The organism is Nocardia sputorum, assembly GCF_027924405.1.
Lineage (GTDB): Bacteria > Actinomycetota > Actinomycetes > Mycobacteriales > Mycobacteriaceae > Nocardia > Nocardia sputorum.
Genome location: NZ_AP026978.1, coordinates 1,740,892 through 1,761,622 on the forward strand (window position 1 = coordinate 1,740,892; position 20,731 = coordinate 1,761,622).

General features: G+C 69.8%; 20 protein-coding genes. 14 read left to right on the plus strand and 6 right to left on the minus strand.

The features are described 5' to 3' along the window. Positions 1-77: 77 nt before the first annotated feature. Both QMG86_RS07905 and QMG86_RS07910 read right to left on the minus strand, forming a co-directional pair. Complete coding sequence (locus QMG86_RS07905; RefSeq protein WP_281878602.1) at positions 78-272, minus strand: hypothetical protein; 195 nt, start codon at positions 270-272, stop codon at positions 78-80. Further along, the gene (locus QMG86_RS07910; protein WP_281878604.1) at positions 269-793 is read right to left on the minus strand and encodes a hypothetical protein; all 525 of its coding nucleotides are present in this window, start codon (positions 791-793) and stop codon (positions 269-271) included. The genes QMG86_RS07905 and QMG86_RS07910 overlap by 4 nt, the downstream gene beginning before the upstream one ends. A 348-nt stretch (positions 794-1,141) precedes the next feature. Between QMG86_RS07910 and map the strand changes: the two genes are divergently transcribed. The 5 genes from map to QMG86_RS07935 all read left to right on the plus strand — a co-directional run bounded on the left by map (position 1,142) and on the right by QMG86_RS07935 (position 4,990). Next, entirely contained in the window at positions 1,142-2,005 is an 864-nt protein-coding gene (gene map, locus QMG86_RS07915) for a type I methionyl aminopeptidase (protein ID WP_281878605.1), read from the plus strand. 64 nt (positions 2,006-2,069) lie between these two features. Then, positions 2,070-3,608 (plus strand): cobyric acid synthase, encoded by a 1,539-nt coding sequence (locus QMG86_RS07920; RefSeq protein ID WP_281878606.1) that lies wholly within the window; start codon positions 2,070-2,072, stop codon positions 3,606-3,608. Between the two features lie 86 nt (positions 3,609-3,694). Next, entirely contained in the window at positions 3,695-3,979 is a 285-nt protein-coding gene (locus QMG86_RS07925) for an AbrB/MazE/SpoVT family DNA-binding domain-containing protein (RefSeq protein ID WP_228829070.1), read from the plus strand. Then, entirely contained in the window at positions 3,979-4,371 is a 393-nt protein-coding gene (locus QMG86_RS07930; protein WP_159839010.1) for a type II toxin-antitoxin system VapC family toxin, read from the plus strand. Before QMG86_RS07925 ends, QMG86_RS07930 begins: the two co-directional genes overlap by 1 nt. A 55-nt stretch (positions 4,372-4,426) precedes the next feature. Then, a complete protein-coding gene (locus QMG86_RS07935; protein WP_159839012.1) occupies positions 4,427-4,990 on the plus strand; it encodes an alpha/beta hydrolase in 564 nt (187 codons plus the stop codon). On the opposite strand, the gene QMG86_RS07940 is transcribed toward QMG86_RS07935, so the two are convergent. Continuing rightward, on the minus strand, positions 4,970-6,040 hold the full coding sequence (locus QMG86_RS07940) for an alpha/beta hydrolase (protein ID WP_281878607.1): 1,071 nt from the start codon (positions 6,038-6,040) through the stop codon (positions 4,970-4,972). The two genes, QMG86_RS07935 and QMG86_RS07940, sit on opposite strands and share 21 nt — an antisense overlap. A 299-nt stretch (positions 6,041-6,339) precedes the next feature. Between QMG86_RS07940 and mqo the strand changes: the two genes are divergently transcribed. The 6 genes from mqo (at position 6,340) to QMG86_RS07970 (ending at position 13,197) form a co-directional block, all read left to right on the plus strand. After that, positions 6,340-7,854: a malate dehydrogenase (quinone) gene (mqo, locus tag QMG86_RS07945; protein ID WP_281878608.1), complete on the plus strand. Its 1,515-nt coding sequence runs from the start codon at positions 6,340-6,342 to the stop codon at positions 7,852-7,854. A 19-nt stretch (positions 7,855-7,873) separates the two neighbouring features. Continuing rightward, entirely contained in the window at positions 7,874-8,323 is a 450-nt protein-coding gene (locus tag QMG86_RS07950; protein WP_281878609.1) for a GNAT family N-acetyltransferase, read from the plus strand. 252 nt (positions 8,324-8,575) lie between these two features. Then, a complete protein-coding gene (locus tag QMG86_RS07955; protein WP_281880833.1) occupies positions 8,576-10,555 on the plus strand; it encodes a VWA domain-containing protein in 1,980 nt (659 codons plus the stop codon). Between the two features lie 24 nt (positions 10,556-10,579). Beyond that, positions 10,580-11,194 (plus strand): cob(I)yrinic acid a,c-diamide adenosyltransferase, encoded by a 615-nt coding sequence (gene cobO, locus QMG86_RS07960; protein ID WP_281878611.1) that lies wholly within the window; start codon positions 10,580-10,582, stop codon positions 11,192-11,194. Positions 11,195-11,273: 79 nt separating this feature from the next. Next, complete coding sequence (locus QMG86_RS07965) at positions 11,274-12,842, plus strand: cobyrinic acid a,c-diamide synthase CobB (RefSeq protein WP_281878613.1); 1,569 nt, start codon at positions 11,274-11,276, stop codon at positions 12,840-12,842. Next, entirely contained in the window at positions 12,829-13,197 is a 369-nt protein-coding gene (locus QMG86_RS07970; protein WP_281878615.1) for a cobalamin biosynthesis protein, read from the plus strand. The genes QMG86_RS07965 and QMG86_RS07970 overlap by 14 nt, the downstream gene beginning before the upstream one ends. 41 nt (positions 13,198-13,238) lie before the next feature. On the opposite strand, the gene QMG86_RS07975 is transcribed toward QMG86_RS07970, so the two are convergent. Together QMG86_RS07975 and QMG86_RS07980 are read right to left on the minus strand one after the other, a co-directional pair. Beyond that, complete coding sequence (locus tag QMG86_RS07975; RefSeq protein WP_281878616.1) at positions 13,239-14,336, minus strand: Rv3169 family protein; 1,098 nt, start codon at positions 14,334-14,336, stop codon at positions 13,239-13,241. Positions 14,337-14,338: 2 nt separating this feature from the next. Next, entirely contained in the window at positions 14,339-15,469 is a 1,131-nt protein-coding gene (locus QMG86_RS07980) for a phosphotransferase family protein (protein WP_281878618.1), read from the minus strand. 237 nt (positions 15,470-15,706) lie between these two features. Between QMG86_RS07980 and QMG86_RS07985 the strand changes: the two genes are divergently transcribed. After that, a complete protein-coding gene (locus tag QMG86_RS07985; RefSeq protein WP_281878620.1) occupies positions 15,707-17,065 on the plus strand; it encodes a DoxX family protein in 1,359 nt (452 codons plus the stop codon). A 100-nt stretch (positions 17,066-17,165) separates the two neighbouring features. Beyond that, on the plus strand, positions 17,166-18,521 hold the full coding sequence (locus QMG86_RS07990; RefSeq protein ID WP_281878622.1) for a DoxX family protein: 1,356 nt from the start codon (positions 17,166-17,168) through the stop codon (positions 18,519-18,521). Between the two features lie 9 nt (positions 18,522-18,530). On the opposite strand, the gene QMG86_RS07995 is transcribed toward QMG86_RS07990, so the two are convergent. Next, the gene (locus QMG86_RS07995) at positions 18,531-18,974 is read right to left on the minus strand and encodes a nucleoside deaminase (protein WP_281880836.1); all 444 of its coding nucleotides are present in this window, start codon (positions 18,972-18,974) and stop codon (positions 18,531-18,533) included. 265 nt (positions 18,975-19,239) lie between these two features. Between QMG86_RS07995 and cobA the strand changes: the two genes are divergently transcribed. Next, positions 19,240-20,514, plus strand: coding sequence for a uroporphyrinogen-III C-methyltransferase (gene cobA, locus QMG86_RS08000; RefSeq protein WP_281878624.1), 1,275 nt, complete (start codon positions 19,240-19,242; stop codon positions 20,512-20,514). Positions 20,515-20,731 lie beyond the last annotated feature (217 nt).

A 20,731-nucleotide genomic window follows, 5' to 3' on the forward strand; every position in this document is an offset into this window, starting at 1 on the left:
GCGACAGGCGTCGGCAGCGTGGCCCCTGCTGCCCGGGCCGCGTCGAAGCGGTGTTCCGAGCTCCCGCAGCAGGACGGCTATGTGAGTTCCTTGCGGCCCTGCACCGTGAATTGGCCCAGCAACTCACTGAGTCCGTTTCCGAGGTCCATGAGCGCGGTGTCGAGAGCTGCGCTGTCACGCTTCCGTTCGTCATCGTCGGAAGCGATTCCGGTTGTCGCCATGTGCTTCATGACGAAAGGCTCGTAGCGCCGATCGATGAATTCTTTTGTCAACTGCGGGAATTCTGAAGCAACGCGTACATGTCCTCGCTGGAAGCCATGCTCGCCAGATCGGCGGCGGCCATGAAGGCGACCAAGCGATCAGCGAATACCGTCATTCCGGTACGAAAGCCATCGAGATCGGTTACGCGGAGGTATCCGGCCATGGCTCCTACCTGCGCTACGAAGCCGTACGCACTGGCGAGGAAGTCGTGGTAAGCGTCTTTTCGGTTCTTCAGTGCCACCTGCACCAACGCGAGTCGCTCGTCGCGATCCGCTTTGTTGACAGTGACGTACACGGCGGCGGAGGCCGACACGATGCTGGAGATCAGCGCAGCGCACAGCGCCGCTGTGAGCGCGTACCGTCCACTTCGGGTGGTCGTGTCCGTCTCGCGCGTGTGCTCGTCCTCGCCTGCCGCCGACTCGGTCCGGGCATTCCCCGTTGGCTGCTCCGCGGGAAGGTCGAGCGATGAAGGCGCTGCGGTTTTGTCCCGGTGCGGTTGAGAAGCTGGTTCAGTAGCCATTTCTACTCCCACCCGACGGAGGGTTTCCGGTGTGCGGATCATTTCACGCGCCAGCGGACACCGTCGGCTGAATTACTCGATCCGGTGTCGCCTACGCCGACTCGCGGGGTACGGACTCGGTCCGATATGAGCCCACGATCGTCACGCCACATCGGTCTGCGTATTCGTCGGTGCCCGGGCGAATGGGATGCCGTGCGTCCGTCAAGACCGCGGTGGGACGACCTCTCCCGGATGGCCACGGTCCGTGCCGCCGATTCGGCGACCGATGGGCTCCGGCTGCCCGGCAGAACCGGACCGTGGTCCGGCGCTGTTTCCGCTGGCCCTCGGCATCGGCGCGGTGGTCCGATTACGCTGTTCGCTATGTCTGTCCGCACTCGCAAGCCCCTCGTCCCCGGAACGCTGTCGCCCACCCGTGAAGTGCCGCGCGCCATCGAGCGGCCGGAATACGCGTGGAAGAAGACCGCCGACGAGGGGCGCGAGCCCTGGGTGCAGACCGCCGAGACGATCGAGAAGATGCGGATCGCGGGCAAGATCGCCGCGCAGGCGCTGGAGGAGGCAGGCAAGGCGGTCGCGCCCGGCGTGACCACCGACGAACTGGACCGCATCGCGCACGAATACATGTGCGACCACGGCGCGTACCCCTCCACCCTGGGTTACAAGGGCTTTCCGAAGTCGTGCTGCACCTCGCTGAACGAGGTCATCTGCCACGGCATCCCGGACTCGACCGTGATCGAGGACGGCGACATCGTCAACATCGACGTCACCGCCTACATCGACGGCGTGCACGGTGACACCAACAAGACATTCCTCGCCGGTGACGTCGACGAGGAGGTGCGCCTGCTGGTCGAGCGGACCGAGGAGGCCACGATGCGGGCGATCAAAGCGGTCCGGCCCGGCCGGGCGCTGAACGTGATCGGCCGCGTCATCGAGTCCTACGCCAACCGGTTCGGCTACGGCGTGGTGCGCGACTTCACCGGCCACGGCGTCGGCCCGACCTTCCACAGCGGACTGGTCGTGCTGCACTACGACCAGCCCGCGGTGGAGACCATCATCGAACCGGGCATGACGTTCACCATCGAGCCGATGATCAACCTCGGCGGCATCGACTACGAGATCTGGGACGACGGCTGGACCGTCGTCACCAAGGATCGCAAGTGGACCGCGCAGTTCGAGCACACCTTGGTCGTCACCGAGTCGGGGGCCGAGATCCTGACCCTCCCGTGACCGGCGGCCTGGCCGGTCGCGGACCGGCGGTCCGGGTGGCCGCACCCCGCATGACCGGGCCGCGATGAAGGGCGCGCTGCTGGTCGCGGGCACGACCTCGGACGCGGGCAAGAGTGTCGTCGTGGCCGGGATCTGCCGGATGCTGGCGCGGCGCGGCGTGCGCGTCGCCCCCTTCAAGGCCCAGAACATGTCCAACAACTCCGTGGTCACGCTCGACGGCGGGGAAATCGGCCGGGCGCAGGCATTGCAGGCCCAGGCGTGCGGACTGGAGCCGAGCGTGCGGTTCAATCCCGTCCTGCTCAAGCCGGGCAGTGATCGCCGCTCCCAGCTGGTGGTGCGCGGCAAGGCGGTCGGCACCGTCGGCGCGGAGGACTACTTCCGGCATCGCCGGGAGCTGCGCGAGGTGGTGGCCGCCGAACTGGCCGCCTTGCGCGCGGAATTCGACGTGGTCGTCTGCGAGGGCGCCGGGTCGCCCGCCGAGATCAACCTGCGCGCGACGGATCTGGCGAACATGGGTCTGGCGCGCGCCGCGGAGCTGCCGGTGCTGCTTGTCGGGGACATCGATCGCGGTGGCGTGCTCGCCCATCTGTTCGGCACCGTCGCCATCCTCGAGCCCGAAGACCAGCGATTGATCTGCGGGTTCGTCGTCAACAAGTTCCGCGGCGCGGTCGATCTGCTGCGGCCCGGGCTGGAGCGTCTCACCGAGCTCACCGGCCGCCCCACCCTCGGCGTGCTGCCGTATGCCGACGATCTGTGGATCGATGCGGAGGACTCGCTGAGCACCCTCGCCGACGCGCCGGTCGGCCGTCCGCGGCCACCGATGGGCACCGAGTGGCTGACCGTCGCCGCGATCCGGCTGCCGCGCATCTCCAATTCCACCGATGTCGAGGCGCTGGCCTGCGAACCCGGCGTCGCGGTGCGCTGGGTGGCCGAACCGTCCCGGTTGGCGGACGCCGATCTGGTGGTCCTGCCCGGCAGCAAGGCGACGGTTTCGGATCTGCGGTGGTTGCGGCGTACCGGCATCGCCGACGCATTGCGGGCCCGCGCCGGCACGGGCAAGCCGATCCTGGGCGTCTGCGGCGGATATCAGATGCTCGGCACCCGCATCCTGGACCGCGTCGAGTCCGGTGCGGGCGAGGTCGACGGGCTCGGACTGCTCGATCTCACCGTCGAATTCGCCGAGCCGAAGGTGTTGCGCCGCAGCTCGGGACACGCCGCGGGAGTCGCCGTGCACGGCTACGAGATCCATCACGGCCGCGTCACGCACCGTGCGGATCAGGCGTGGCTCACCGTCGACGGCGAGCCGGAGGGCAGCGTCCGCGGCGCGGTGTGGGGTACCCACCTGCACGGGTTACTGGAGTCCGACGAGTTCCGGCGCGGGTGGCTCCGCACGGTGGCCGAGGCGGCGGGGCGCGCGGGTTTCGTCGCGGCCGACGACGTCTCGGTCGCGACGGTGCGTGCCGCCCAGCTCGATCTGCTGGCCGATCTGATCGAAGACCACCTCGACCTCGCCGCATTCGAGCGCCTGCTGACCGACGGCGCGCCCGCCGATCTGCCCTCCCTGGCCACCGACATCGTGCTCCCGAGCGGCCGCATCGGTTGACGCGAACCACCCAGCGCCTTACCTTGCAGTAAGGAATTCGGCTCCAGGTAAGGCTAGGGGCCGATCGGCACGGTCGGGTGAGGATGATGGCGGCGGAGAAGAGGCCCAGCAGCCGAGGGGCGAATGTGGTGTCGGCGACGGTCACGAGCAAAGGGCAGATCACGATCCCGATCGATGTGCGCGTCGCGATGGGCTTGCGCACCGGCGTGCGCGTCGCGTTCGTGCCGACGCCCACGGGCACCTACGAGCTGGTGCCCGAAACGCGAACGATCAAGGCGCTGAAAGGCATCGTGGGCTGGTCCGGATCCCCGATCGGCCTCGCCGAGATGAACGAGGCGATCGCGGGCAACGTCGTGGAAGGCAAGCGGTGATGATCGGTCTCGACGCGAATGTGCTGATCCGCTACCTCACCCAGGACGACCCGGAGCAGTCCGCCCGTGCCAATCAGGTGATCGACGGGCTCACCGAGAGCAAACCGGGCTACGTCACGATGATCGTGCTCGCGGAGATCCACTGGGTGCTGCGTCGCGGCTACAAACAGGACCCCGAGGCCGTCACCGACGTGCTGCTCGGACTGCTCGATTCGAGCGAGATCGTGGTCGAGCGCGCCGACACCGTGCGCCAGGCGTTGCGCCGGGCCGCCGACGGCGCGGACTTCGCCGACGCGCTGATCCAGCAGCTCGGTCAGGAGGCCGGGTGTGAGCTGACCGTCACCTTCGATCACAACGCAGGTGAGCGGGCCGGGATGCGCCTGCTCGCGTGAATCCGGCACCCCGACCCACCGCCGCGGTGCCGTGATCCGTGTAGCGTGATTCGGCATGGAATCTCGGCAGATCACGGTGGGTGACCGGGCGTGGACCGTGCGGATCGACGGGCCGGAATCCCGGCACAGCGTGCTGCTGCTGCCCGACGCGGGCGACCCGGCGGACGTCTTCGATCAGGTGTGCGCCCGGCTGCACAATTCGGATCTGCGCACCTTCGCGGTGGAGTCGATCGAAGGTCTCGACCCGGCCGCCGTCACCGCGATCCTCGACGCCCTGGGGCTGCCGTGGGTGAACGTCGCCGGGTGCGGAGCGGGCGCCGTGCTGGCCTGGCAGGCGTGTGCGCGCGGCTTCGGCCGTTTCCAGAGCCTGGTCGTGGCCGATCGCGGTCACCCGGCCACGCCCGGTGCCGATGGAGCGGTGGCGGACGCGTCGACCGGCCCGGTGGAGGTGCCGACCACGCTGCTGGTCACCAAGAATCTGCCGCGCTCGGTGGCCGACACCTCCGGGCGGTTCGTCTACGGCGAGTTCCGGGTGGTGGAGGTCGACGTCACCGATGTGGCCACCGAAGCCGACCACGAGCTGGCCACCGAGATCGTGCTACGCACCAGCCTCTGGTGAGTCGGCGCCCGCCGCGGCCTGGTAACCGGCCAGCCAGTCGAGCCAGTTGTCGAGTTCGCGAAACGCCTGGGCCAGCGGTTCAGGGCCGGAGAGGAACACGTCGTGCTTGGCGCCGTCGATCGGCACCATGTTCGTGCGATCGCCGAGGCAGCCGGACCAGCGCTGGATCTGCTTGACGTCGAGCACCGCGTCGGCCACGTCCACGGCGGGGCCGTACTCCTTGGCGAACTTGGTCATCCGGGAACGCAGGATCAGCGAGGGGACGCCGATGTCGAGGCCCTGGTGCAGCCGCGCGTGGCCGTTGCGGATCGCCCGCAGCCAGCCGAGCCGGACCGGGAAGCCGTGCAACGGTTTCCAGTCCAGGTTGTAGTTCCATTCGCCGGACACCGAGTGGTGCAGGCTGTCACCGTAGGTGCTGATCTTGCCGCCGGGCAGCTGCACCATCTTGCGGAAACGGCCCACGGCCTTGATGATCGGCGTCCCGATGCTGCGGTAGTACGCCGGACCCTGCAGGTCGAACCACGGGCTGTTGAGCACCACGCCGGTGATGCCCGCCGCGGCCGTGCCCTCGGCGCGGTTGAGCCGATCCAGCCACAGCGACACGACCAGACCTCCGGTGGAGTGGGCGTTGAGCACCACCGCGGCACCGGTCTCGGCCCGCACGATCCGCAGCGCCTCCGCCAGCTCCCGGTCGTAGAAAGCGAGATCCGTCACATAGTGCGGGGTCTGCCCGTCGCGCAGCGAACGGCCGCATTTGCGCAGGTCGAGCGCATAGAACTGGAACCCGCGCGCGGCGAAGTGCTCGGCGAGGTGCTCCTGGAAGAAATAGTCGGTGAATCCGTGGACATAGAGCACCGCGCCCGCGGTCTGTTCGACGGCGCCGGAGGGGACGTAGCGCACCAGCGTGGCGACCACCTCGCCCTCACCGTCGGGATCGGGGCCGAGAGGCAGCGTGCGCTGCTGGTAGTGCGGACCGAGGACGTCGGGGCGCCAGCCTTCGCCATCCGGCGAAGTGCTGACCGGTTCGGCAAGCGACTGTTCGTTCGTCACGCGACCAATGTATTGGACAGTGTCATGCGCCGACAGACCACGGCCGTCCACCCGCCGCCGAAGTGATGACGATCTCTGTCACATTCCGCACATTCAGCAGGTTCGCTGCGGGGTGGCGGCGTGGTGAGGTGCACAATTGGGCTTAGGTGAACGGCGGGTAACCTAACTCCCGCCATGCCGTTCGGGGTCGGCGGACGCCGGAACCGAGCCACAACCACACCGTGCCCAGGCAGGTCCACCCGCCCGGTGGGCCCGCGCAGAAGGACAAGGAAGTCGATCTACCCGTGCCGAACGCTGCCATGACTGAAAAGACCGATGTAGTACTCATCGGTGCCGGCATCATGAGTGCCACTCTCGGCGCGCTGCTGCGGCAGCTGCAGCCGGAGTGGTCGATCTCCCTGTTCGAGCGGCTCGACGCCGCGGCCGCGGAGAGCAGCGATCCGTGGAACAACGCGGGCACCGGGCACTCCGCGCTCTGCGAGCTGAACTACAGCCCGCAGCTACCGGACGGCTCGGTGGACATCACCAAGGCCGTCGACATCAACGAGCGGTTCCAGGTCTCCCGTCAGTTCTGGTCCTACGGCGTGGAGAACGGCATCCTCCGCGATCCGTCCGCCTTCATCAACCCGATTCCGCACGTCAGCTTCGTGCACGGCGCCGACAACGTGGAGTACCTGCGCAAGCGGTACGAAGCGCTGGCGCCGCACCCGCTGTTCGAGGGCATGCAGTTCATCGACAGCCCCGACGAGTTCACCCGGCGGTTGCCGCTGATGGCGCGCGGGCGGGACTTCGCCGACCCGATCGCGCTGAACTGGACCGACGGCGGCACCGACATCGATTTCGGCTCCCTCACCCAGGAGCTGCTGGCCTACCTCGGCGCCTCCGGCGCGGACCTGGCCTTCGGGCACGAGGTGCGCGATCTGTCCAAGCAGTCCGACGGCTCCTGGCTGGTCACCGTGCGCAACGTACGCACCCGCGAGACGCGCAGGCTGATCAGCAAGTTCGTCTTCGTCGGCGCGGGCGGCGGCGCGCTGCCGCTGCTGCAGAAGGCCGGTATCAAGGAGGCGAAGGGATTCGGCGGGTTCCCGGTCAGCGGACAGTTCTTCCGCTGCGTCAACCCGGCGCTGATCCAGCAGCACGAGGCCAAGGTGTACGGCAAGGCCGCGGTCGGCGCCCCGCCGATGTCGGTTCCGCACCTGGACACCCGCGTGATCAAGGGCAAGCCGGGCCTGCTGTTCGGCCCGTACGCGGGCTGGACGCCGAAGTTCCTCAAGGACGGCAAGAACACCGACCTGTTCAAGTCGGTACGGCCGAACAACATCTTCTCGCTGCTCGGCGTCGGGGTCACCGAACTCGGTCTGACCAAGTACCTGGTCAGCGAGCTGCTGAAGTCCGAGGCGGGCAAGGTGGTCACGCTGTCGGAGTTCATTCCGCGCGCCGAGGCCAGGGATTGGGAGCTGATCACCGCGGGTCAGCGCGTGCAGGTCATCCGGCGCAAGGGCGTGGGCGGCGTGCTCGAGTTCGGCACGGCCGTGATCGCCGCCCAGGACGGCACGATCGCCGGTCTGCTCGGCGCCTCCCCGGGCGCGTCCACCTGTGTCACCGCCATGCTGGATGTTCTCCAGCGGTGCTTCCCGCAGGAGTACGCGGAGTGGACGCCGAAGCTCAAGGAGATGGTGCCCTCGCTGGGCGTGAAGCTCTCCGAAGACCCGGCGCTGTTCCACGAAGTGTGGGATTGGACCTCCAAGGCGCTGAACCTCGTCGACGGCGGCGACAACACGCCGAAACACGCCGGGGTCGCGGCGAACGCCTAGGTTGTGATAGCAAGGCGCGATGATGTCAACGGTTGTTCTCAAACGTTCATGGGCGCAGGATCTCGATACCGCGACGCTCTACCAGCTGTTGAAACTTCGCGTCGGAGTCTTCGTCGTCGAGCAGAAGTGCGCGTACCCCGAACTGGACGGGAAGGACCTGCTTCCCGAGACGCGGCACTTCTGGCTCGATGACGAGGGCGAGGTCATCGCCACGCTTCGGCTGTGCGAGGAGCACCACGACGGCGTGAAGAGTTTCCGCATCGGCAGGCTCTGTACCTCGGCGCCCGCCCGCGGGCACGGCTACACCACGCGACTGCTGCAGGCGGCGCTGGCCGAGGTCGGCTCGGCGACGGTGCGGTTGAGCGCCCAGAGCTACCTGATCGACCTGTACACCAAGCACGGCTTCAAGGTCGACGGCGAGGAATTCGACGAGGACGGCATCGCGCACGTGCCGATGCGCAGGGGTTGATTCCCAGCGCCTGCGGCGCTGGGAACGGTGGACGCTCGGTCTCGCTTCGCTCGAAAGAGGTGAGCGAGGTGAGCCGAGCGCGTTGGGTCCGTAAACGCACCGCTTCGAACGGTGCGATGAGTGGGACCGGCGCAACCCCGACCGCTGTGCCGGTTCAGGTGAGTGCGCATCGGTTCTGAATCGAAGGGCACTGTCGGGCCGACGCGGCCGCGCGCTTAGAGTTGGGGCGTGTCCGTGTCCCATGCCGAAACCGTGCCGACGTCCGACCAGCACAGCCGAACGCTTTCCGGTTCGGATGGTGAGGCGGGATTCCCCTTCTCGGCGGTGGTCGGGCAGGAACGGCTGCAACTGGCGCTGATCCTCTGCGCGGTGCATCCCGGCATCGGCGGCGTGCTGGTGCGCGGTGAGAAGGGCACCGCGAAGTCGACCGTGGTGCGCGCGCTGGCGCAACTGCTGCCGCCGGTGGTGGACGAGACCGGCGCGCGGCCCGCCCGCTTGGTGGAGCTGCCGGTGGGCGCCACCGAGGACCGCGTCGTCGGCTCGCTGGACTTGGAGCGCGTGCTGCGGGACGGGGAGCAGGCGTTCCGCCCCGGCTTGCTGGCCGCCGCCCATCACGGCGTGCTGTACGTCGACGAGGTCAACCTGTTGCACGACCATCTGGTGGACGTGCTGCTGGACGCCGCGGCGATGGGGCGGGTGCACATCGAGCGCGATGGTGTGTCGCACTCGCACCCGGCGCGTTTCGTGCTGGTGGGCACGATGAATCCGGAAGAGGGCGAACTCCGTCCGCAGCTGCTGGACCGGTTCGGGCTGACCGTGGACGTGGCGGCCTCCCGGGACGTGGACGTCCGCATGGCGGTGGTGCGCCGCAGGCTGGACTACGAGGCCGACCCGGCCGGGTTCGCCGCGCGGTACGCCGCGGCGGACCACGAGGTGGCCGAGAAGATCCTCGCCGCCCGCGATCGGCTGGGCCGGGTGACGCTCGACGACGTGGAATTGCGCCGGATCGCCGCGCTGTGCGCCTCGTTCGACGTCGACGGGATGCGCGCGGACCTGGTCGTGGCGCGCACCGCGACCGCCCATGCCGCCTGGCGCGGCGGCGACGCGGTGACCGAGGCCGACGTGCGGGTGGCCGCCGAGCTGGCGCTGCCGCACCGGCGCAGGCGCGATCCGTTCGACGAGCCCGGCATCAGCGAACAACAGCTCGACGACGCCATGCGCGACGCCGCCGACCAGGCGCGACGCGAGGAGGAGGCATCCACGCCGAGCGATGCCTCCGAGCCGGACGGTACGCCAGCGGACGTGGACAATGCTTCCGGCGACGACCCGGACGGCCCCGACGACCCGTCGCCGCCCGACGGTCCGGGCGGCGGGCACGCACCGGAAGGACGCAGTGGCGCATCGGTTTCCGCCGGTGCGCGGACACCGCGCTGGGAAGTGCCCGGCGTCGGCGAAGGCGCTCCGGGACGCCGCTCTCGCGCGGAATCCCGGCACGGTCGCGTGGTGCGTTCCAGCACCGACACCTCCTCGGGCCTGCACCTGCTCGGCACAGTTTTCGCGGCCGCGCCGCATCAGCGTTCCCGCGGACGCGGCGACGGGCCGTTGCTGCTGTCCGCCGACGATCTCCGTGGCGCGTATCGCGAAGGGCGCGAGGGCAATTTGGTCGTCTTCGTCGTCGACGCGTCCGGCTCGATGGCTGCCCGCGACCGGTTGTCCGCCGTCACCGGAGCGGTGGTCACGCTGCTGCGCGACGCCTATCAGCGCCGCGACAAGGTCGCCGTGGTCACCGTGCGCGGCGCGGAAGCCGAACTCGTGCTGCCGCCCACCTCGTCGGTCGACATCGCGGTGCGCCGGTTGTCCGGGATGCGCACGGGCGGGAAGACGCCGCTGGCCGCGGGCCTGCTGAAGGCGCGTGAGCTCGTGCTGCGGGAACGCGTGCGCGATCCGCGCCGCAGGCCGATGCTGGTGCTGCTCACCGACGGTCGCGCCACCGGCGGCGTCGACCCGGTGCCCCGCGCCCGCGCCGCGGCCCGTCTGCTCGCCGGAGACGCCGTCACCTCGATCGTGGTCGACTGCGAACGCGGCATGATCCGGCTCGGGCTCGCCGCGGATCTGGCCCGCGACCTGCGCGGGGGATACCTGCGCTTGGCCGAGTTGACCGGCGATTCGGTGGCCGGCGTCGTTCGCGCGAGTTCCGCAGGTCCGCGCGGCACGTCGGTGCGGGCGGCGTGACCTTCCAGGGGTTAAGGAGATTCGATGCCCAAGGGTGTTCCGGAAACTGTTCCCGACGACGGGCTGACCACGCGGCAGCGGCGCAATCAGCCGGTGCTCGCGGTGCACACCGGGCCGGGCAAGGGTAAGTCGACGGCCGCGTTCGGGATGGCGCTGCGGGCCTGGAACCAAGGTTTCGACGTGGCGGTCTTCCAATTCGTGAAGAGCGCCAAGTGGAAGGTCGGGGAGGAAGCCGCCTTCCGCGCCCTCGGCGCGCTGCACGAGCAGACCGGCGCGGGCGGCCCGGTCGAATGGCACAAGATGGGCGAGGGCTGGTCGTGGACCCGTAAGCAGGGCACCGAGCAGGACCACGCCGCGGCCGCGCTGGCCGGCTGGCAGGAGATCGCCCGCCGCCTGCGGGGCGAACAGCACCGCTTCTACGTCCTCGACGAATTCACCTACCCCCTCAAATGGGGCTGGGTGGACGTCGCGGAAGTCGTCGACACCCTCCGTGACCGCCCCGGCAACCAACACGTCGTCATCACCGGCCGCGACGCGCCGCCGGAACTCCTGGACGCCGCCGACCTCGTCACCGAAATGACGAAACTCAAACACCCCATGGACGCGGGCCGCAAAGGCCAACGAGGCATCGAATGGTGATTCCCGCGAGTGGCACATCGTTGCGGCGAATCGCGAGAGGCCCGCACGATGGTGTGCCACTCGTGCGGCGGTCGCGGGGATGAGGGCCGTGGTGGTGGCGGCGCCGGCGTCGGGGAGTGGGAAGACGACGGTGGCCACGGGGCTGGTGGGGGCGTTGCGGCGGGTGGGGCATCGAGTGGCGCCGTTCAAGGTTGGGCCGGATTACATCGATCCGGGGTATCACGGGCTGGCAGCGGGGCGGCCGGGGAGAAATCTGGATCCGGTGCTGGTGGGGACGCAGCGGGTGGTGCCGTTGTTCCGGCACGGTGCGCGGGGGTGCGACCTCGCTGTGGTCGAGGGCGTGATGGGGCTGTTCGACGGCCGGATCGATGAGAACCACTCCGGTCCGGTGGCGGAGGGGTCGACGGCGCAGGTGGCGGCCCTGTTGGGGGCGCCGGTGGTGCTGGTGGTGGACGCGCGGGGGCACAGCCAGAGCCTTGCGGCGCTGCTGCACGGATTCGCCACCTTCGACAGCGGCGTCCGGCTCGGGGGTGTGATCCTGAACCGGGTGGGCAGCGAACGGCACGATCAGGTGCTGCGCGCCGCCTGCGATCGTGTCGGCCTGCCCGTGCTCGGATCGTTGCCGCGGATGGCGGACCTCGAGGTGCCGTCCCGGCATCTCGGCCTGATCCCCGCCGTGGAACACGGTGCGGCCGCGACGGCCGCGGTGGCGGCGATGACCGATCTCGTCGCCGCGCACGTGGACTTGCACGCGGTCGCCGCACTCGCGCGCTCGTCGGTCACCGGACCGGCGTGGGATCCGGCCGCCGCCGTGCGTGGTCTCGAAGGAACCGGAGGGGTATCCACCGCGGCGTCCGTCCCGATGGCGTCGGCATCTCCGGATGACGCCGTTCACCAGGAGACATCGACGTTGCTAGGGGGAGCCGGTGACGATGAGGCGTCGACGTTCGTCGGCGGGGGTGGGGACTCCCGCGTCTCCATCGAGCGCGCCGCCGACAGCGCGCTCACCGCGGATCGGGAGGGGCCGCTGATCGCCGTCGCCGGTGGCCCGGCGTTCACGTTCGGCTATGCCGAGCATCGTGAGCTGTTGGTGGCCGCGGGGGCACAGGTGGTGGTGTTCGATCCGCTGCACGACGAATTGCCGACCGGGACTGCGGGATTGGTGCTGCCGGGTGGTTTCCCCGAAGAACACGCCGCGGAGCTGGCCGCCAATTCCGGCCTGTTGCGGGCAGTGGCCGCAGCCGCGCGGCACGGGATGCCGGTGCACGCCGAATGCGCCGGGCTGTTGTATCTGACCCGTTCGCTGGACGGGCATCCGATGGCCGGGGTGGTGGAGGCCGACGCCGCGTTCGGACCGCGCCTGACCCTCGGATACCGGGACGCTGTCGCGCTGGCCGACTCGCCGTTGTGGCGGGCCGGGGAGCGGGTCCGTGGCCACGAATTCCACCGCACGTGCCTGGTGTCCGCGCCGCCACGAAGTCCGGCGTGGGGCTGGCTCGGCAGCGCGGGAGAGCGCGTGCGTGAGGGCGCGCTGAACGGCAACGTGCACGCCTCGTACCTGCACACCCACCCGGCGGGGAATCCCGAGGCGGTGCTGCGATTCGTCACGGCGGCAGCGCGGTTCGCGAGCTCTCGTGCCCCCAGCTGAGGTCGTCGTCGGCATCGGCCTGCGACGGGGCACTTCGGCCGACACGATCCGCGCCGCACTGCGCGAGGGCGTCGCAGATCACCGAATCGCGGGCCTGGCCACCATCGCGCGGCGCCGGGCCGAACCCGGACTGCTCGCTGTCGCCGCGGACCTTCAGGTCCCGCTGCGGTCTTTCTCCGCCGAGGAACTGTCGGTCGTCGCGGTGCCCAACCCCGGAGACCGGACCCGAACGGCCGTCGGCACGGCGAGCGTCGCGGAGGCCGCGGCGCTGCTTGCCACCGGAGGCGGGCCGCTGGTGCTGCCCAAGCGCGTCGTGCACGGCGTGGTGCTCGCGGCCGCGCTGTACCGGCGGTAGCGCCGGGGCGTACGAGGCGCGCCGCGGTACGGGCGGCTGCCTCAGGGTGCGACCGAGCCCCAGTCGGCGAATCCGGTAGGGTCGTGGCGGCCGATGCTGGCGTGTTCGAACAGGCCCCAGCCCTCGGCGTCGCCGCAGCGGGCCCGGGCGACGTGGTCGATCACGCCGTACGGGGTGCGGGCGATGATGGCCGGGTCGGTGAGGTCGTAGCGGCTGGAGGACGACCAGTCGCGGCCCTTCCACTGGCCGTGCTGCCAGTCGGGATCGCCGCCGTAGCCGCAGCCGACGTGCAGCGGGACGCCGATGCCCGGCGTGATCTCGATCTCCAGGGACTTGCCGTCGGGCGTGGTCGATTCCAGTCGCGCACCGACGGGGAGCCGTGTGCCGGATCGGTAGTCGATCGAGATCCGGGGCCAGCCGAGTTGCTCGGTGCGTCCGTCGGGCCAGATCCGGGTCGCGTCGTTGAGTGTGCGCGTGCCGTCCGGCTCCTCCTGCACGATGACCACGACGGCGAAATCCTCGAAGCGCAGCGGCGCGTACAGCCACCAGAACCCGCCCGATGGCTCGGCGGCCGCCCGGCCGGGCGGCTCGGTCTCGCCGACCGGGCGGATGCCCCACGAGCGGTCCCTGGTGCCGGTCCACACCGCCGGGTCGACCGCGATGTCGTCGCCGTCGACGTGCAACGTCCCCGCCCACGAGCCGACCTGCGCGAAGCGGGACGCGTCGATGATCGGCCGGTTGCCCGCGAGGATGAGATGCGGTTGCTCCTGTACGGCGGGGAAGGCGCCGGTCCAGGTGAGGTCGAAACCGAGGTCGTCGTGATCGCAGACCACCCGGATGCGCCGCAGCGGCTCCAGCACCTCGACCCGGTAGCCGCCGACGCGCTGGTCGAGGCTCCGGTCGCCGAGCGCGTCGGAGAAGCGCACCGCGCGCACCGTGTCGCCGCGGCGCACGGCGGCGTAGGCGTCGGTCACCCCGAGGTTCGGGTACACGCCGAGACCGGTGATGAGGAAGGTGCCGCCGTCGCGGTCGTGGGCGTTGAAGTAGCTGCGATCGTAGAAGTTGCGGTCGCTGGAAGCCACGCGGGCCAGCGACAGCGGGGTCTGATGGATGGGGTACTCGTCCAAAGGCACAGGCATGGTCAGTCCCATTCGTAGGTTCCGTCGAGCAGCGCTTCCAGGCTTGCCCGGTGCATGACGTAGTCGTCGCGATCCGGCGTGTCGGTGTCCTCGCCGAAGTGGATCATCCTGCGCTTGATCCGTGCCATCACGATCGCGTGCCGCAACGCGGCGTAGACGATGTAGAAGTCGAGATCGCGCACCGCATGACCGGTCAGCGCTTCGTATTTCGACACCACGTCGTCGCGGCGCAGGAAGTCCGGGAGCCCGGGCTGACCGAAGCGGGTGGCCAGATCCTGGAAGAACCGGTGGATGAAGATCACCCAGCCCAGGTCGAGCTCGCGCGGCGCGAGCGCGGCCATCTCCCAATCCAGCACCGCCACCGGGTCGAAGTCGCGGTAGATGATGTTGCCTGGGCGGGCGTCACCCCAGCTCAGCACGTCCGGACCCGGGTCGGCGGGCCAGTGCTCGTCCAGCCAGGCGAAACTTCGTTCGATCAAAGGGATCTCGAAGCCGTCGTCGGCGAGCGCCCAGCGGTACCACGAGCGCTGCGCCTCGACGTGCCTGCGCAGCGAATCGCCGGGTCCGTTCAGCATCGGGAACAGCGCCGCGGGGTCGGGGATGCCGTGGATTCTGGCGATCACCTCGACGGTGTTGTGCGTGAGCCGCAGACGTTCGGCGGGGGTGGCGTCGAACAGCCAGCCGACGAACACGTACGGCGGGTTGTCGGTCGGTATCCGCCCCTCGACGCGGCGCATCACGAAGAACGGTGCGCCCAGCGGCTTCTCGTCGTTCTCCAGCCAGCACAAGCCCGGCACGGGCACGTCGGTGGCCGCGGCTACGCCCGCCATCACCTGGTATTGGGTGGCCAGGTCGTAGGTCTCGAAGACCGGGAAGGACCCGGCTTCGGGCGCCATCCGCGCGACGAACGACCCGCGCTCCGTGTGCCCCGCGGCGGTCCACTCGGCGTCGAACAGGAGCGACGTGCTGGACATGCCCCCGGACTGCGGACGCGACAGATCGGAGATCCGCGGCAGGTCGTCCGACTCGACTTTCGTCCGTAGCCAGCGCGCCAGGTCCCCGGCGAGCGTCTCGAGGTCGCGTTCGCTGACGGTCAGCTGCTGTCGCTGTGCCGGGTCCGGATCGTCGGCCATCTTGTCCTCCTGACACGTGCTGCCCGGGGTGCACCGCTCGGGTGCGCCGGGATACGCGACTGTAACGCGTTCTAGTTATCGGTGGGCCGGAACCGCGAACGAATTCCGGCCGGCACGGTGCGGCGGGCACGTAGGCCGAAAGAAGGACCCGGAAATCCAGGGTTTTCCCGGAGGTCATCCCATGACCTGGTCGGATACCTTCGGCTCGCGAAAGTGTCGGCCGACGAGGAGGGCGATGTGCGTACCGTCGAGACGGAGGTGGTGTCGCCCGGTATCGGCGAGACCGCGACCGGTGCCGAGCGGCCCTGGAGCCTGCCCGCCCGGATCGCGTTCCGCTTCGTCTTCGCCTACTTCGGGCTGTTCTGTGTGCTGTTCGCGCAGATCCTCTTCGTGTTCACCGGCATCCTGAGCAGGTGGCTGCCGGAAAACGCGATCCAGTGGCAGATGCGCGTGACGAACCCGCTGGTGAGCTGGGTCGGCGACCACGTCTTCGGCGTGGATGCCGTCTTGCGCGAGGACTCCGGCAGCGGCGACCAAGCCGCCATCTGGCTGCTGATCTTCTGCGAATTCGTCGCGGCGGTGCTGATCACCCTGGTCTGGTCGATCCTCGATCGGCGCCGCCGGGAGTACACGACACTGCGCAACTGGTTCGTGATGTTCGTCCGGCTGTGCCTGGGCGGCCAGATGCTCTTCTACGGTCTCGCCAAGGCGATTCCGGCGCAGATGCCCGCGCCGTCGCTCACCGCGCTCCTGCAACCGTACGGGACGATGAGCCCGGCGTCGGTGCTCTGGAACCAAGTCGGCGCCGCGCCCGCGTACGAAATCCTGCTCGGGACGGCCGAAGTGCTCGGCGGTCTGCTGCTGTTCCTGCCCCGCACCGCGACGGCGGGCGCGTTGCTCAGCCTGGTGAGCATGGCGCAGGTCTTCGTGCTGAACATGACCTACGACGTGCCGGTGAAGATCCTCTCGTTCCACCTGCTGCTGCTCGCGCTGATCGTGCTGGCGCCGCAGGCCGGGCGGCTGGCGAATCTGCTCGTGCTGGAACGCCCGTCCGAACCGGCCACCCAGCCGCGGCTGTTCGGTTCCCGCCGCGCCAACCGGATCGCGGCGACGGTGCAAGTGGCGCTGGGGTTGTGGGTGCTGGTCAGTGGTGCGCACATCGGCTGGCAAGCCTGGCGCGAGTCGGGCGACGGCGCGCCGAAGCCTCCGTTGTACGGCATCTGGACCGTCGGCGAGTTCACCAGGGACGGGCATCCCACGCCGCCGCTGATCACCGACGAGGCCCGCTGGCGGCGGTTGATCTTCGATCGCGAGCACACAACGGTGCAGAAGATGGACGACTCGTTCCTGCCCGTCGTGGCCGTGATCGACGAAGCCGCGCACACCCTCGTCCTGTCGGAAGCGAAGTCGCCGGACGCCGAGCCCGCGCGTTGGGGCGCCTTCACCTTCACCCAGCCCGCCACGGACACGTTGCGCCTCACCGGTGAGCTGAACGGGACACCCGTGACGTTGTCGCTCGACCGGATAGATCTGAACTCCTTCACGCTGCGCAGCCGGGGCTTCCATTTCGTGCAGGAATACCCGTACTTCCGCTGACCCGAGTCCGGCGGCGGCTCGCGATCCCGCCGAAACGCGCTACGGCCACCGCACTTTTCGATACCTTCGGTCTGCACCGACTCGGACTGGAGGGGCCGCCGTGACCGAAGCGATCCTCGACCGGACGGAAGCCGCGGACGCGGAGCGTTCCGGTATCCGCCCGTGGCGCGCGACGACACGGGTGGCGTTCCGCTTCGGTTTCCTGTACTTCGGGCTGTTCTGCCTGGTGTACCCGTCGATCGTTCCGGAGTTCCTCGGACTGACGCGCGAATGGCTGCCGGACTGGGTGAACTCCGGCGCCGCCCGCGCGCTGCGCCCGGTGGTCGAGTGGACCGGTACCCGGGTGTTCGGCACATCCGTCACGGCGAACACGGCGTCGATCAGTGGCGACCAGGCCTACTTCTGGGTGCTGGTGTTCGTCCTGCTCGTGGTCGCGGTGCTCGCAACGCTGGTCTGGAGCGCGCTGGATCGGGACCGGCCGCACTACCGGGCCGTGCAGCCGTGGTTCCTGCTGTTCGTGCGGTTGTGCCTGGCCGGGCAGCTGGTCGCCTACGGCATGGCGAAGGCCATCCCCACTCAGATGCCGCCGACGCCGCTGAGCCGGTTGCTCGAGCCCTACGGGAATTTCAGTCCGATGGCGGTGCTCTGGAATCACATCGGGGTGTCGCCGCACTACGAAATCCTGCTCGGCTGCGCGGAATTGCTCGGCGGCGTGCTGCTGTTCGTGCCGCGCACCGCACTGGTGGGCGCGATGCTGAGCCTGGTCTGCACGACACAGGTGTTCGTGCTCGACATGACCTACGACGTGCCCGCGAAGATCCTGTCGTTCCACCTGATGCTGCTGTGCCTGGTGCTGCTGGCCCCGGAGGCCGGGCGTCTGGTGCACGTGCTCGTGCTGGACCGGCCGACCGGACCGTCCACCACGCCGCCGCTACTGCGCACGCCGCGGGCGAATCGGATCGCGGCCGCGGTGCAGATCGCACTCGGGGTGTGGTTGGTGTTCTCGAACGCGCACATCGGCTGGGAAAGATGGACCGAACAGGGGGCAGGACGACCGGAACCTCCGTTGTACGGCATCTGGGCGGTCACCGAGTTCAGCGTGGACGGCAAAGCGCTGCCACCGCTGACCACCGACCAATTGCGTTGGCAGCGCATCGTCTTCGACCGCGACGGGGCCTCCGTGCAGCGGATGGACGGGCAGTTGGTTCCGGTGCTCGCCCAAGTCGATCCCGGTGCGCGCACGCTGGTCATGGTCGCGCCACCGGCGGCCGTCGGCGACCGACCCCAACCCTTGGCGAGTTTCGGATTCGACCGGCCCGGACCCCAGCGGCTGACGTTGACGGGCACGCTGGCCGGACAGCCGGTCTCGATGGCGCTGACCTCGGTCGCGCTCGACGACTTCCCGCTGCGCAGCCGCGGATTCCACTGGGTGCAGGAATATCCGTACTTCCGCTGAGCCGGTGGCTCAGGCCTCCAGATCGTCGGCGGACCCGATGTCCTCGTGCCACAGCGCGGGATGCTCGGCGATGAACCGGCTCATCAGATCGATGCAGCGCCGGTCCTCCAGAACGGTGACCGCGACGCCGTGCCCGGCGAGCCATTTGTGCCCGCCGGAGAAGGTCTGCGACTCTCCGACCACCACCGCGCCGATGCCGAACTGGCGGACCAGGCCGCTGCAGTACCAGCACGGCGAGAGCGTGGTGACCATGATGGTGCCGCGGTAGTCGCGCCGCCGTCCCGCCGCGCGGAAGGCGTCGGTCTCGGCGTGCATGCTGGGGTCGCCCGACTGGACCCGGCGGTTACGCCCGCGCCCGAGCAGCGTGCCGCCCGTGTCGAAGAGGGCGGCGCCGATCGGGATCCCGCCTTCGGCGAGTCCGCGCAGCGCCTCGTCGTAGGCCACGTCGAGCAGTCGTTCCGGTGTGAGCTGCTTCATCGTCCGCCTTTCCGAGCGACTCCACCGCAACCTACCGCCGCGGGCGGCCGGTTCGCTCGTTACCGCTGGTCACAGTTGTCGGTCGGGTCGGTGGTCCACGCCTCGGCCGTCCGCGGCCGCGCCCGGTCAGCGCTGCGAACCGGCTCCGGCTACCCGCGGCTTCGCTCGCCGCGGCTGCTCGAGCTGCGGGCATGCCGGTCGATTGCCGGTGCCGGACGGTCACGCCGTAGGCTCGAAACTTGTGCCGAACACGTCAGACGCAACGCAAGACCCGCCGACCGGCGACCCGAACTACCTGGTCGGGCTCGATCTGCACGGACGGCGCGTCGTCGTGGTCGGCGGTGGGTCGGTCGCCCAGCGCCGACTGGGACTGCTGATCGCCTCCGGCGCGGACGTCCACGTGGTGAGCCGCGCGGTCACGCCCGCGGTCGAGGGGATGGCGACCTCCGGGCAGATCACCGTCACGCTGCGCGCTTACGCCGACGGCGACCTCGACGGCGCCTGGTACGCGATCGCGTGCACCGACGAGCCCGAGACCAACGCGGCGGTGGTCGCCGAGGCGACCCGGCGGCGGATCTTCTGCGTGCGTGCCGACACGGCGCGGCTGGGCACCGCGGTCACCCCGGCCACCGCGCGCTACGACGGGCTGACGCTCGGCGTGCTGGCGAGTGGGCAGCACCGGCGCTCGGCGGCCGTGCGCAACGCGTTGCTGGAAGCCCTGCAATCCGGTGTGGTGAGCGACGACTCGACGCCCGTCGCGCCCGGCGTCGCCCTGGTCGGCGGTGGGCCGGGCGACCCCGATCTGATCACCGTGCGGGGGCGGCGGCTGCTGGCCAGGGCGGATCTGGTGGTCGCCGACCGGCTCGCGCCGCCGGAGCTGCTGGCCGAACTCGGCCCGGAGGTCGAGGTGGTCGACGCCGCCAAGATCCCGTACGGGCGGGCGATGGCGCAGGAGGCGATCAACAACGCCCTGATCGAAGGCGCGAAGGCGGGCAAATTCGTGGTGCGGCTCAAGGGCGGCGACCCGTACGTGTTCGGGCGCGGCTACGAAGAACTCGAGGCCTGTGTGGCCGCCGGGGTCCCGGTCACGGTGGTGCCCGGCGTCACCAGTCCGATCTCGGTGCCCGCCGCCGCGGGTATCCCGGTGACCCACCGCGGCGTCACCCACGAGTTCGTGGTGGTGAGCGGGCACGTCGCGCCCGACCATCCGGATTCGCTGGTGGACTGGCCCGCGCTGGCCCGCCTGCGCGGCACCCTGGTGCTGATGATGGCGGTCGAGCGGATCGAGCAGTTCGCCACCGCGCTGCTGAACGGCGGACGCCCGGCGGGCACACCCGCCACCGTCATCCAGGAGGGCACGCTGCGCACCCAGCGTGTGCTGCGCGCCGATCTCGGCACGGTGGCCGCCCGGGTGCGCGCCGAAGGCATCCGCCCGCCCGCGATCGTGGTGATCGGCCCGACCGCCGGTTTCTCCGCCGACGCGGTCGTCCCGCACGCCGACTCGGCGGCAGGATAGCGTTCGCGGCCGCCCAGGGGAGCAGGGGCGGGCACGGGTGGTTCAGCCGGGATGTCGACCGGCTGGTTCACTGGGACCGCTCGTCGTCATGAGCCGGAAGGACCTGGGACTATGCCTTGTCGCATGGACTCGAGACAGCTGGTGGTCCGCGCCGACGGTGACCGGCCGGATCCCCGGGACCGCTCCCCGTCGCGCGTCCGGCCGGATCGGTGGGTGG